The organism is Allosediminivita pacifica, assembly GCF_003054175.1.
GTDB classification, from domain to species: Bacteria; Pseudomonadota; Alphaproteobacteria; order Rhodobacterales; family Rhodobacteraceae; genus Allosediminivita; species Allosediminivita pacifica.
This window is the reverse complement of the sequence record NZ_QBKN01000054.1, coordinates 1-11742: the sequence shown is the minus strand read 5'-3', so window position 1 is coordinate 11742 and position 11742 is coordinate 1. Positions and strand designations below refer to the sequence as shown.

Here is an 11742-nt window from a genome sequence, read left to right as displayed (position 1 = left end):
TGATGATCGCCCAGACGCGGCTCCAGCCCACCGGCCAGCGGCTGGTCGGGCAAGAGCGCGTCGAGATAGACCGGCACCTCGGGCACGCGCACGCGATGCCGGTTGGTCGAAATCGTCGAATGCAGGTAGGTCAGCGTAGCGGCGTCATCGAGCCAGTGGCAGTCCGGCATGAAGCCGTCGAGCAGCGCCAGTACGCGATCAGTACGGTCGATGAAGCCGCGCACCTGTTCCCAGGGGTTCACACCCGAGGTTTCGTGGCCCTCATAGAGCCAGGATTCTGAACGTGCTGCATCCTCGGCGGGCGGGAGCCAGAGGAGGGTCAGCAAATAGCCGGATACGAAGTGGCTCCCCTCCTCTTCGAAATCGGCCTTGCGCTCGGCATCGACCAGCGCCGATGCCGCATCCGGGAAGATGCTTGCCGGATAGGTGGCAGCCTCAGAGCGCTGTGCTTCAACAAAAATCGCCCACCCGGAACCGAGCCGGCGGAAGGCGTTGTTCAGCCGTCCCGCCACCGCGACCAGTTCGGCCGCGACGGCGCTGTCGAGATCGGGACCCCGAAACTTCGCTGTCCTCTGAAACGAGCCGTCCTTGTTGAGGACCACGCCCTCCCCGACCAGCGCCACCCAGGGCAGGTAGTCGGCAAGACGCGACGCGGTGCGGCGGTATTCTGCGAGTTTCATCATGGGAGTTCACACCGAGAGATGACCGGGAATGCGCAAATGGCGGCGGGCGACCTCGACGAAGAGCGGATCGCGCCTGGCCGCCCAGACAGCAGCGATGTGGCCGACGGCCCAGATCAGGATCCCTACAAGCCAGAGCTGAAGCCCGAGGCCGACCGCACCGGCGAGCGTGCCATTCAGAATGGCAACCGAGCGCGGTGCGCCGCCGAGCAGGATCGGCTCGGTCAGCGCACGGTGAACCGGCACGCTGAACCCCGGTACTGCGTCGAGGGCCTCAAAACTCACCGCCATCAGATCAGCGCTCCGCCACCGAAGCTGAAGAAGCTCAGGAAGAAGGACGAGGCCGCAAAGGCGATGGAAATCCCGAATACGATCTGGATCAGCCGCCGGAAGCCACCGCCGGTATCGCCGAAGGCCAGCGTCAGACCGGTGACGATGATGATGATCACCGCCACGATCTTGGCCACCGGCCCCTCGACGGAGTCGAGGATGGATTGCAGAGGCGCTTCCCAGGGCATGGAAGAACCGGAGGCATGAGCGGCCGGGGCGATGAACAGGCTGACATAGGTGGCGGTGGCCGCAGTGGCGATGTGGCGCCGAATGCGCAGGGTGTGACGGATCATTCGAGGTCTCCTGGTTCGTGAGTAGTGGGTTCTGAAATGACAGGTGAAATCCGGTAGTCGCCGTCCGGCCCGAGGCCCTTGACGCGGGCGAGTTCAGCCAGACGCCGTGCGGACCCTCGACCGGCCAATACAGCGACGAAGTCGATGGTCTCCGCGATCATGGCGCGGGGCACGGTGACGACGGCTTCCTGGATGAGCTGTTCGAGACGACGCAGCGCGCCGATCCCGGTACCGGCATGGATGGTGCCAATGCCGCCGGGATGTCCCGTGCCCCAGGCCTTGAGAAGGTCCAGCGCCTCGGCGCCACGCACCTCACCGATCGGAATACGATCGGGGCGCAGACGCAGCGAGGAGCGCACCAGGTCGGACAGGCTGGCAACACCGTCCTTGGTACGCATCGCCACGAGGTTCGGCGCGGCGCATTGCAGTTCTCGGGTGTCCTCGATGATCACGACGCGATCAGAGGTCTTGGCCACCTCGGCGAGCAGCGCATTGGTCAGCGTGGTCTTGCCGGTCGAGGTCCCACCAGCCACCAGGATATTGGCACGGGTCGCAACTGCTTGGCGCAGCGCCTCGGCCTGCGTCGGGGTCATGATCCCAGCAGAGACATAGTCGTCGAGCGTGAACACAGCGACAGCGGGCTTGCGGATGGCGAAGGCCGGGGCTGCGACGACGGGTGGCAGGAGCCCCTCGAAACGCTCGCCTGTTTCCGGAAGCTCCGCAGAGACTCGCGGGGACTGGCTATGAACTTCGACGCCAACATGATGGGCGACCAGCCGAACGATGCGCTCGCCATCGGCTGCGCTGAGCGTCTTGCCGCTGTCTGCCAGCCCCTCGGAAAGTCGGTCGATCCAGAGCCGCCCATCGGGGTTGAGCATCACCTCGACGATCATGGGGTCGTCCAGAAACCCGGCGATCGCCGGCCCGAGCGCGGTGCGCAGCATCCGCGCGCCTCTCCGGATCACCTCTGGTCTCTGATCGTTCTTTGCCATGCCGGCCCCGTTCCCTTACGGGCGCCTCCAACAGGCGGCCCTGGATCGGGGTCGATTAAGAAAGTCGTAAATGCCTACGGCTCAACAGGTTTCCGCGGGGCGTAGTAGCGTGGCGTGCAAAGACAGGAAAACGGCGGAATGATCCTCAGATCCACTCTAGGAGGAAGGCGTCGCGGCCACCGTCATGAGAACATGGCGGTTTCGGGCGAAGACCGGCCGTTCTCCGCACCTGCGAACCGAGATGGACGTTTTGTTGATAGCGGCCATTCCACCGGACGATAAAACCGGGGCGTTGCCGCATCTCCGCATGACCGCTCGGAGCCCTTTTTGACGAATGCTGCCGAGCGACTGGACGGCCGCTTCGGCGGACCCGCAGCTTAGCGAGGTGTTCTCCGTTCGGGTCTAGACATACTCCGTAATGCGTTTCAACAAGGCGACACCGGCACCTGATAGAACGCCGCAAGAAGACGTAAGCTCTTGACGACGCCCGGTGTCGAGCGGGTGGGGTCCTGTTATGTGACCGTAAACTGCCCCATCATGCCCGCATCCTCGTGTTCGAGGATGTGGCAGTGATACATGAATGGTGTCTCTTCCGAAGCCAGCTTGTCGAACCTCAGCAGGATTCCGGTCGGACCCTGCACACGGACAACATCTTTCCAACCGATCTGCGCCGAGTCGACCGGCCGTCCGTTCTGACTCACGCCTCACGATAATTGTCACACGCCTCAACACCCTTTGCGACCACGTCGAGAAGTGCGTCCACATCGTTCAGAAGGACCGTGATGCGCGGGCTGCTGATACGATAGCGGATGAAACGCCCATCGCGATCGCTGGCGACAAGCCCGCACTCCAGCAGGCACCTCAGATGGTTGGAGACGTTGGGTTGCGATAGTTCCGTCCGCTCGACGAGCTCGTGAACGGCCAATGGCTCGTTGCAAAGTGCACCGAGGATGGCCAGGCGGCTCGGGTCCGCGAAGCCGCGGAACAGCTTCGCCCGTCGCTCGATGGTTGCGCTCTTGCGGTCATCGACCAATTGCGCCATATCACTCCTCGCTGATATGTTGTTCTTCGATTCATCCTAGCAGGAATAGCGCGACCATGGCCAACACCGAAAATGCCGGATCGACGGCAGATGTCCCGCCCGTCCGTTACCGGGTTTCCGGTATGGATTGCGCCAAGGATGCCGCGCAGATCGAGCGGGCGGCACAGGCAGCCGGGGTCGCGCCCGGCGATGTGAAAGTGTCGGCCGCGACGCACATCATGACACTGACTGCACCCGAAGTGCGCCTGCCGGACATCGAAAAGGCAGTCGCGGTGACAGGCTATGGCTTCGACCGGATCGAGGGCGATGAAGACATTCCGCCGAATCCTGCCCATCAGGACCCGGCCTACCGCCGTGCCCTCTGGATCGTCGTGATCCTGAACGTGGGATACGGGGTCCTCGAAATGATCGGCGGTTTCATTTCCGGATCGCAGGCCGTGAAGGCCGATGCGCTCGATTTCATCGGCGATGGCGCGATCACCTTCCTCGGCCTGCTGGCCATCGGCTGGAGCCTCGCCTGGCGGGCACGGTCGGCCTTGATCCAAGGCATCTTCCTCGGCCTGCTCGGCCTTGGCGTCCTCGGCACGACCATCGTGCGAGTCTTCGAACGGACGACGCCGGATGCAGGTCTAATGGGCCTGCTTGGCATGATCGCCCTTGTCGTCAACGTCATCTCCGTTCTGCCGCTGCTGCGGTTCCGCAAGGGCGACGCGAACATGCGGGCCGTCTGGCTATTCTCGCGCAACGACGCCATCGGCAATGCGGCGGTCGTCATCGCCGCCGGTCTCGTGGCGTGGCTGGGCAGCGCGTGGCCCGACCTTATCGTCGCCTTCGGTATCGCCGGACTGTTCCTGCACTCCGCTTGGGCCATCATCCGCGACGCGCGGGGCGATCTGAAGGCGACGGCATGAACGGTCGCGTTCTCGGTGGGCTCTGCGCAATCGCAGCGCTCGGTCTCGATCAGGGCACCAAGGCGCTCGCCCTGACCACACCGGCGCTCGAGAGCGGGGTCGAGGTTTTACCCTTTCTTAACCTCGTGCGGGTTCTGAACGATGGGGTCAGCTTCGGTATGCTCGGCGGGTTCGTACCGTGGTGGGGTCTCATCGCGCTTGCTGGCGTGATCGTGGCATGGCTATTGATCTGGTTATGGCGCGCGCCGGACAGGCTGACAGCTGCCGCTCTCGGTCTGATCATCGGCGGCGCACTCGGCAATATTCTTGACCGCGTACGCTATCAGGCCGTTCCTGACTTTCTCGACTTCCATTACGGATCATACCACTGGCCGTCCTTCAATCTCGCGGACGTAACGATTTTCTGCGGCGCAGCCCTGCTGTTCTGGGACAGCTTCCGCTCTGCGAAGGACAAGCCTGGTCAGAGTGAACGCAAGGAAAACACAACGGGGGTGTAACCCATGTTCGGCATACCATCTGCGAAAGGCTTTGACAGCACACTCGCCCTGCTGCGCAACCCATATGGGTTCATCTCGGAGACCTGCCGCGCACTCGACACAGACCTGTTCGAAACCCGCATCCTCCTTCAAGAGACGATCTGCATGACCGGCGCGGCGGCAGCGGAAGTTTTCTATTCCGAGGATAAACTGATCCGCGCGGGCTCGATGCCGGGCCGCATACAGAAGACCCTGCTGGGCGAAGGCGGCGTTCAGGGATTGGACGGCGCTGCCCACCAGCACCGCAAGAAGATGTTCATGTCACTCATGGGGACCGAGCGGATCGCCGCGCTTCAGGGCACGTCGCTTCACATGTTGGACAAATATGCGCCGGACTGGGAGGCGAGGAACGAGGTCGTCCTCTATGACGAAGTGCGCGAAATGCTCACAAGAGCTGTCTGCGCCTGGGCCAGGGTGCCGCTTGATGAAGCTGAGGTGGCGACCCGAAGGGCGCAGCTTACAGCGCTTTTTCAGGACGCCGGGGCCCTTGGCCCCAAACACTGGCGCGCGCGTCTGGCGCGCCACCGCCTGGAAAAATGGGCAGCACGGCTAATCCAACAGGTCCGCGATGGTGAGCTTCAGCCGACGCAGGAAAGTGCCCTTCATATCATCGCGACATGGCGCGATCTCGATGGGGAGTTGTTGACCCCCAGGGTGGCCGCCGTAGAGCTGTTGAATGTCCTGCGCCCGACCGTCGCGGTATCCGTGTTCATAGTTCAGGCGGCGCATGCTTTACATCGGCATCCCGAGTGGCGGCAAAAGCTGAAGGACGACGAGGGACAGCTCGAACCTTTCGTGCAAGAGGTCCGCCGTCTGTATCCGTTCTTTCCCGCGGTTGCGGCACGGGTGAAGAGCGATTTCGAGTGGCGCGGATATCGCTTTCCCAAAGGGTACAGGGTTCTGCTCGACCTCTACGGCACGAATACCGACGCTCGTTCGTGGGACGCGCCGCAAGAGTTCCGGCCCGAGCGGTTTCACGATCGGGAGGTCACTCCCTACGAGTTCATTCCGCAGGGCGGTGGCGATCACCACAGGAACCACCGTTGTCCGGGCGAGTGGATCGCGATCAGCCAGATGAAGGCGTTTTGCAGTTTCTTCGTGAACGCCATCGACTACGAAGTGCCGGATCAGGATCTGGATCTGGAAACCGGAGAACTGCCGCCCATGCCCAAATCTCGGTTCATCATGCGTAACGTCAGGCCTCGGCAGTAGCTTCGCCCTCGTCCGGATCGACCGACCGCGCATCCTTCGTGGCCTCGAACGCCTCCCATGCAACGTAGGGCACGATCAGAAGCGCCGCCACCGGGTCGGCCCACCACCAGCCCATCCATTGCGTCAGACCGATCCCGGCCAACACCACGATCGTCTGATACTGGCAGATCATGGTGTCCTTGGCATCGTACTTCAGGGCGGGCGCATCGAGCCGCTTGCCGTAGCGATACTTGCCCCAGGCGAGGAACGGGTTGGCCACGAGCGAAGCACCCAGAATCGCGATACCCCACCAGTTGAAGCCCGGCGCCTTCTGCGAAATGAAGGCGGAGACCGCCTCGTAGAGGATCGCCGCGACGACGATCCAGAAGGCACAGGCAACCACGTAGAGCGCGACCTTCTTGCGGTGCAGGACCGTGCGCTTGTCGGCACCGTCCACCTCACTCTTCAAGCGCCAGATCAGAGTCGCAGCCGAGGTGGCCTCGACCGTACTGTCGAGGCCCCAACTCACCAGCGCTGCGCTGCCGGTCAGAAGTCCCACGGTGACGGATACGACGACCTCGATGATGTTGTAGACGAGGCTGGCGATCTCGACCCGGATGCCGCGCGTCAGATTGGCCTGCCGGTTATCTTGATGACTGCTCATAACACCTCATCACCGCAAAATTTTCGGCGAAAGTTCGAGGCGAGAATTGGCTACCTTGCCATCAGTTGCGCCACGGATCGAAAGCCGAGATTGTCCTGTTTCCAAGCTTCCTCAGTAGAGGCGAGCTTGTCCCTCATACATGAAAACCAAGGGCTTCGGACCTGTCGCGTAACCGGTGTTGAGCCGCTCCATGCGGAAGCCGCTTGTCTCGATCAAGTCGGCCGTCGGGCGGTCAAGATGGCAGTTCCCGGCGCAGTGTTTCCAGACAGGCGTCAGCCAGCGTTGCCAGCGCCGGATACGGGGTCCGGGCGCCAGGCCATGCTCGACGAAGCGGAAGACGCCATCCGGCTTGAGAACGCGCCGGATCTCGGCGAGAGCCTTCTCCGGTTCCGAAACGCTGCAGAGTGTCCAGGTGGCGACGACGCAATCGACGCTGCGATCTTCGAGCGGCAATGCTTCGGCCACGCCCTCGATCATCTCGGCCGCGGGCATCAGTCCATGGGAGGTTTGCGCGGCCCGAGAGAGGAGTTCGGGCGACGGATCAATACCGATGATCTGGCGCACGGCCTCGGGGTAGAGCGCAATGTTCAGGCCCGAGCCGATTCCGATCTCCAGCACACGCCCATGCAGCCCGGAGATGGCGCGGCGCCGGTAGGGAAGAAGTTGATCCTGGCCCATCGCCAGATGCGTCAGCCGAGGGAGGATATGTTTCTCGTACAGTCGCATCTGTTCACCCGATCCGCGCAAGGACAGGGAAGGTGTCCAGCAGCCAGTAGGCCAGTGCGCTCAACCGCCCGGTCATCATCGCCAGGCCCATCAGGATCATGACGCCGCCCGCAGCCTGATGCAGGCGGCGACCCCAACGACCGATGCCGCGCAGCCTGCCGGCAATACTGTCGGTGAACCCCGCGACGACCAGAAACGGGATCCCAAGGCCGGCCGAGTAGACGGCAAGCAATGCGACGCCCTCGCCAATCGTCGCGCTTGTCGCGCTGGCGGTTAGGATGGCACCGAGGATCGGCCCGATGCACGGTGTCCAGCCGAAACCGAAGGCGAGTCCGAGCACGTAGGAGGCGACCGGTTGCCCGCCCGGCAGGTCGAGATGGAAACGCAGGTCGCGCTCCATGGCCGACAGGCGCGCTGCCCCGATCATGAACAGACCGAACAGGATCACGATCGCGCCGCCGACGAGGTTGAGTTCGTAGCGCCACTGCAGCAGCGTCTGACCGAGCGCGGTGGCAGAGGCCCCAAGCGCGATGAATATCGTGGAGAAGCCAAGGACGAAACAGAAGCTGAGCCAGACGGCCCGCCCCTTCGAAGGCGCTGCACTGCCGGCGACCGTACGTCCGGCAACGTAGGATACGTAGCCGGGCACGAGCGGCAGCACGCAGGGCGACAGAAAGGAAACGGCACCGGCCAGCAATGCCGCCATTAGTCCAAGAACGGAAAGTTCAATCAAATCCACATCTCCAAACTGATCGGTAGACCGCCACCACGTGTGCGCACGGAGCGGAACGGCTGGCGCGGTCGTCGTGCTTTTCCATGTCCTATTGCTTACGTTCGTCAATAAGAGCGCTTATCTGCGCAACGGCTTCGGGGCTGTTCCATTCGGCCGGGCCTGCGAGGCGCCCCCGCTCGCGCCCAATGCGGTCGATCAGAATCGTTGTCGGCAGACCCACCACGGCCAAGGCCAGCATCGCGCGCGTATCCTCCGCGATATAGAGATCGAGGTTGCGAATGCCGGTCTCTCGGTAGAAGCGGCGCACAGGTTCGAGACCGGCCCGATCGATCGACAGCGGCAGAACATGAAAATCCGATCCGCCGAGGCGCGCTTGCAGCGCGTCGAGCGTCGGCATCTCCTCGCGACAAGGCGGGCACCAAGTCGCCCAAATGTTCAGAAGCACGACACGTCCCTCGAAGTCCGCCAGCGTCAGATTCCGTCCATCTCCATCCACGAAAGGCGGCGACAGGAGATCACGCGGAGTCCCGTGATTAGGGATCGGTGGTCGGGCGGAGGCAGGGCTTGCCGCAAGCGCCAAGACTCCGGCAAGGACGTCACGTCGCCTCACGGGTCGCTCTCAGCCTGCAACCGGCGCACGACCGGCAGAATGTCCTCCTCAAGCGAGGCCTGATCAAAGGGGCCGACATGCTTGTATGCAATGCGCCCCTCGGCGTCGATTATGTATGTTTCCGGCACTCCATAGACGCCCCAGTCTATCGCAACGCGGCCTGATCGGTCCGCGCCGATGCGGGTGAAGGGATCGCCGAGCTCTTCGAGGAAACCCAGCGCCTCCTCGGCATCGTCCTTGTAGTTGATACCGTAGATCGGAACGGTGCCCGCTTCGGCAAGATCGACGAGAAGCGGGTTCTCCGTGCGGCAGGGGACGCACCACGACGCCCAGACGTTGACGAGAGAAACCTGGTCTTGCAGGTTCGCCGAGGCTAGGCCGTCCTGCCGCCCTTCGATGGGCGGGAGCGCGAATTCCGGGATTGGTCTTCCGATCAGCGTCGAGGGCAACCGGTCGTCGTTGTTCCAGAGGCCCCAGTAGAAGACTACGCCCAGCAACCCAAACAGAAGAATAGGCAAAATCATGAGCGGCCGTCCGCTCCGGCGCCGCTTTTCTTGGTTATCCTTCGAACTCATAGCCTGCCATCAATGCTTGGAAGGAATAAGGTATCAGCAACCGCTGATATGAAGCAAACCGTCGCCGATCACAATGCCGAACGATGGGGGAGGCTTGGCCGCGGCTTCGCAGACCCGAGCCATACTTACTGTCTAGATTCTTAAGAAATCAGCGAAAGGTCGGTATCTGAAGAGGCCGTTGAATTCAGACCTCTGAACGGCCCCTTCGTCCCGCATAGCGCACGTTAGCCTCATCGGGACCTTCGCAGCCGCCGCGAATGGCCGTTGTCGCGAACGCAGCAGCAATTCGAGGTGATCACGGAGGTCCGCTCAGGGGCGAGCAACCCGGACATGCTGATCACGGCTACAGTTCCCACGTCTGCGGCGGCGGCAGGTGACATCTTTTCAGCTACCTGCCCCGCCATCAACATCCTCGGACACCTCTTGCCGCAGCTTCGGCCCCTGGGCCAGGCGTCTACCGAGAGCCGAGATGAATGCCTCGTAACGCTCCCCTGCCTTGGCCCGAGCCGCCTTGGCTGCGGGTTCCGGCAGAGCCGGTGTTGTTGCCAGCCAGAAACGTATGAACACCGCCAGGCTTTCGATGGAGATCCCGACATCGCGTTCCAGCCGGGTGATCCGCCTGTCGATCTGATCCAGGCGTCGGGCCAGAACCGCCTCGCGGCGCTCTCCGTCATCCGGAGAGAGGAAGGATGCGATCGCGGCCTCGGCCACCATCGACTGGGATCGATCACGCCGGGCGGCGAAGTCTGCCAGCATCTGCATTACCTCGGGATCGAGGTAGACCGAGATCTTCGTCTTCTTGCGGCTGGTGGTCATGATCAAAGCTCCATGCCGTCGTCGGGATTGAGGGAGACCTGCCGCGCGACACCGCGCATCTGCTGCATGATGCGGCGATTGCGAATGGCACCGTCCTCCTCATCCTCGGGTGGGTCGAATTCAAACTCGTTCTCAATGGGGGACTGCCTGTCGACCGGCCGAGGCTGCGCCAGCTCCGGCTGAAGACGGCGCTCTGACGCAGTCGGGTCCTCATCCTCCGATCCCGTCTCGGATACTGGCTCCAACTCGTCGTTCTGCGTTGGGACTGCCAGACTGCTCCAGTCATCCTTCCCCGAAGCGCCCACATTCCCCAAATCGGGTGGCGGCAAGACCCGCTCGGTGAACCGCGCATCTTTGTAATACCGTGCTTTTGTCGCCCGGATCGGCGGTGTGCCGGCCACCATGACGATCTCATCGGACGGCGGCAGTTGCATGATTTCTCCGGGGGTGAGCAACGCCCGCGCGGTCTCCGATCGGGACACCATGAGATGGCTGAGCCACGGCGCCAGACGGTGCCCGGCATAGTTCTTCATCGCCTTCATCTCGGTAGCGGTGCCGAGAGCGTCGGATACCCGCTTCGCCGTGCGCTCATCATTGGTCGCGAAGCTCACCCGGACGTGGCAATTGTCGAGGATCGAGTTGTTTGGGCCGTAGGCCTTTTCGATCTGGTTCAGCGACTGGGCGATGAGGAAGCTCTTCAGCCCGTAGCCCGCCATGAAGGCCAGCGCGCTCTCGAAGAAATCCAACCGGCCAAGCGCCGGGAACTCATCGAGCATCAGAAGCAGCCGATGACGGTCATCCTTACCCTGTAGGTCTTCGGTCAGGCGTCGGCCGACCTGGTTGAGGATCAGCCGGATGAGCGGCTTGGTGCGATTGATGTCAGAGGGCGGCACCACGAGATACAGCGTGACGGGGCGCACTCCCCCGACAATGTCACCGATCCGCCAGTCGCAGCGGCGCGTGACCTGCGCGACCACGGGGTCGCGATAGAGGCCAAGGAAAGACATCGCCGTCGAAAGCACACCGGAGCGTTCATTCTCGGACTTGTTGAGCAACTCGCGGGCGGCGCTGGCGACCACGGGATGCGGCCCCGCCTCGCCCAGGTGCGGCGTCCGCATCATCGCGCGGAGTGTGGCCTCCACGGGGCGCCGCGGGTCGGACAGGAAGTTGGCGACACCGGCCAGCGTCTTGTCCTTCTCGGCATAGAGCACATGCAGGATCGCACCGACGAGCAAGCTGTGGCTGGTCTTCTCCCAGTGGTTTCGCCTCTCCAGGCTCCCCTCGGGGTCGACGAGGATGTCGGCGATGTTCTGGACATCGCGAACCTCCCACTCCCCACGGCGCACTTCCAGCAAGGGGTTGTAGGCCGAGGAGTTCGGATTGGTCGGATCGAAGAGGAGGACCCGACCGTGCCGGGCGCGGAACCCTGCGGTCAGTTGCCAGTTCTCGCCCTTGATGTCATGAACGATGGCCGAGCCGGGCCAGGTGAGAAGCGAGGGTACGACAAGCCCTACCCCCTTGCCGGATCGCGTCGGCGCGAAGCAGAGTACATGCTCCGGCCCATCGTGGCGCAGGTATTCCCGCTCATAGCGGCCGAGGACCACTCCATCCGGGTCCAGCAATCCAGCCGCCTTCACCTCGCC

General features: G+C 63.0%; 15 protein-coding genes and 1 pseudogene. 3 read left to right on the top strand and 13 right to left on the bottom strand.

All coding sequences use genetic code 11. The annotated features are described in order from the left end of the window. The 6 genes and pseudogenes from C8N44_RS22195 to C8N44_RS22170 all read right to left on the bottom strand — a co-directional run. A pseudogene (locus C8N44_RS22195) lies at positions 1-683 on the bottom strand (conjugal transfer protein TrbE); the annotation flags it as partial. Between the two features lie 6 nt (positions 684-689). Continuing rightward, on the bottom strand, positions 690-971 hold the full coding sequence (locus C8N44_RS22190; RefSeq protein ID WP_009573786.1) for a VirB3 family type IV secretion system protein: 282 nt from the start codon (positions 969-971) through the stop codon (positions 690-692). Next, positions 971-1303 carry a TrbC/VirB2 family type IV secretion system protein gene (locus C8N44_RS22185; protein ID WP_043870011.1) on the bottom strand — a complete coding sequence of 111 codons (333 nt, stop codon included), beginning with the start codon at positions 1301-1303 and terminating at the stop codon, positions 971-973. Before C8N44_RS22185 ends, C8N44_RS22190 begins: the two co-directional genes overlap by 1 nt. After that, positions 1300-2247 carry a P-type conjugative transfer ATPase TrbB gene (gene trbB, locus C8N44_RS22180; RefSeq protein ID WP_425352949.1) on the bottom strand — a complete coding sequence of 316 codons (948 nt, stop codon included), beginning with the start codon at positions 2245-2247 and terminating at the stop codon, positions 1300-1302. The genes C8N44_RS22185 and trbB overlap by 4 nt, the downstream gene beginning before the upstream one ends. Before the next feature lie 560 nt (positions 2248-2807). Then, positions 2808-2996 carry a multicopper oxidase domain-containing protein gene (locus C8N44_RS22175; RefSeq protein WP_035746442.1) on the bottom strand — a complete coding sequence of 63 codons (189 nt, stop codon included), beginning with the start codon at positions 2994-2996 and terminating at the stop codon, positions 2808-2810. Beyond that, entirely contained in the window at positions 2993-3337 is a 345-nt protein-coding gene (locus C8N44_RS22170; protein ID WP_089851196.1) for an ArsR/SmtB family transcription factor, read from the bottom strand. The genes C8N44_RS22175 and C8N44_RS22170 overlap by 4 nt, the downstream gene beginning before the upstream one ends. Before the next feature lie 56 nt (positions 3338-3393). Between C8N44_RS22170 and C8N44_RS22165 the strand changes: the two genes are divergently transcribed. The 3 genes from C8N44_RS22165 to C8N44_RS22155 are packed head-to-tail and all read left to right on the top strand — an operon-like array spanning position 3394 to position 5996. Continuing rightward, entirely contained in the window at positions 3394-4248 is an 855-nt protein-coding gene (locus C8N44_RS22165) for a cation efflux transmembrane domain-containing protein (RefSeq protein ID WP_089851198.1), read from the top strand. Beyond that, complete coding sequence (gene lspA / locus C8N44_RS22160; protein ID WP_035714444.1) at positions 4245-4745, top strand: signal peptidase II; 501 nt, start codon at positions 4245-4247, stop codon at positions 4743-4745. Before C8N44_RS22165 ends, lspA begins: the two co-directional genes overlap by 4 nt. A gap of 3 nt (positions 4746-4748) precedes the next feature. Next, positions 4749-5996, top strand: a complete 1248-nt coding sequence (locus C8N44_RS22155) for a cytochrome P450 (protein WP_089851199.1) — start codon at positions 4749-4751, stop codon at positions 5994-5996. Here C8N44_RS22155 and C8N44_RS22150 read toward each other — a convergent pair. The 7 genes from C8N44_RS22150 to C8N44_RS22120 all read right to left on the bottom strand — a co-directional run. Continuing rightward, a complete protein-coding gene (locus C8N44_RS22150; RefSeq protein ID WP_082849320.1) occupies positions 5980-6639 on the bottom strand; it encodes a cation diffusion facilitator family transporter in 660 nt (219 codons plus the stop codon). The genes C8N44_RS22155 and C8N44_RS22150 overlap by 17 nt on opposite strands. A gap of 111 nt (positions 6640-6750) precedes the next feature. Continuing rightward, positions 6751-7365 (bottom strand): class I SAM-dependent methyltransferase, encoded by a 615-nt coding sequence (locus C8N44_RS22145; RefSeq protein ID WP_067631010.1) that lies wholly within the window; start codon positions 7363-7365, stop codon positions 6751-6753. Positions 7366-7369: 4 nt separating this feature from the next. Then, complete coding sequence (locus tag C8N44_RS22140; RefSeq protein WP_373282748.1) at positions 7370-8071, bottom strand: cytochrome c biogenesis CcdA family protein; 702 nt, start codon at positions 8069-8071, stop codon at positions 7370-7372. A 115-nt stretch (positions 8072-8186) separates the two neighbouring features. Continuing rightward, positions 8187-8594, bottom strand: a complete 408-nt coding sequence (locus tag C8N44_RS22135) for a TlpA disulfide reductase family protein (protein WP_312528960.1) — start codon at positions 8592-8594, stop codon at positions 8187-8189. Positions 8595-8704: 110 nt separating this feature from the next. Then, a complete protein-coding gene (locus C8N44_RS22130; protein ID WP_236549773.1) occupies positions 8705-9283 on the bottom strand; it encodes a DsbE family thiol:disulfide interchange protein in 579 nt (192 codons plus the stop codon). A gap of 384 nt (positions 9284-9667) precedes the next feature. After that, on the bottom strand, positions 9668-10099 hold the full coding sequence (locus C8N44_RS22125; protein WP_043870020.1) for a hypothetical protein: 432 nt from the start codon (positions 10097-10099) through the stop codon (positions 9668-9670). A 2-nt stretch (positions 10100-10101) separates the two neighbouring features. Next, positions 10102-11742 (bottom strand): conjugal transfer protein TraG (locus tag C8N44_RS22120; protein ID WP_107978896.1); only part of this gene is annotated, 1641 nt, incomplete at its 5' end.

Excerpts from the sequence above, each read along its gene's own strand:
- C8N44_RS22190 (WP_009573786.1), bottom strand. The coding sequence starts at position 971 with ATGGCGGTGAGTTTTGAGGCCCTCGACGCAGTACCGGGGTTCAGCGTG.
- C8N44_RS22185 (WP_043870011.1), bottom strand. The coding sequence starts at position 1,303 with ATGATCCGTCACACCCTGCGCATTCGGCGCCACATCGCCACTGCGGCC.
- trbB (WP_425352949.1), bottom strand. The coding sequence starts at position 2,247 with ATGCTGCGCACCGCGCTCGGGCCGGCGATCGCCGGGTTTCTGGACGAC.
- C8N44_RS22170 (WP_089851196.1), bottom strand. The coding sequence starts at position 3,337 with ATGGCGCAATTGGTCGATGACCGCAAGAGCGCAACCATCGAGCGACGG.
- C8N44_RS22165 (WP_089851198.1), top strand. The coding sequence starts at position 3,394 with ATGGCCAACACCGAAAATGCCGGATCGACGGCAGATGTCCCGCCCGTC.
- lspA (WP_035714444.1), top strand. The coding sequence starts at position 4,245 with ATGAACGGTCGCGTTCTCGGTGGGCTCTGCGCAATCGCAGCGCTCGGT.
- C8N44_RS22155 (WP_089851199.1), top strand. The coding sequence starts at position 4,749 with ATGTTCGGCATACCATCTGCGAAAGGCTTTGACAGCACACTCGCCCTG.
- C8N44_RS22150 (WP_082849320.1), bottom strand. The coding sequence starts at position 6,639 with ATGAGCAGTCATCAAGATAACCGGCAGGCCAATCTGACGCGCGGCATC.
- C8N44_RS22145 (WP_067631010.1), bottom strand. The coding sequence starts at position 7,365 with ATGCGACTGTACGAGAAACATATCCTCCCTCGGCTGACGCATCTGGCG.
- C8N44_RS22140 (WP_373282748.1), bottom strand. The coding sequence starts at position 8,071 with ATGGCGGCATTGCTGGCCGGTGCCGTTTCCTTTCTGTCGCCCTGCGTG.
- C8N44_RS22130 (WP_236549773.1), bottom strand. The coding sequence starts at position 9,283 with ATGAGTTCGAAGGATAACCAAGAAAAGCGGCGCCGGAGCGGACGGCCG.
- C8N44_RS22125 (WP_043870020.1), bottom strand. The coding sequence starts at position 10,099 with ATGACCACCAGCCGCAAGAAGACGAAGATCTCGGTCTACCTCGATCCC.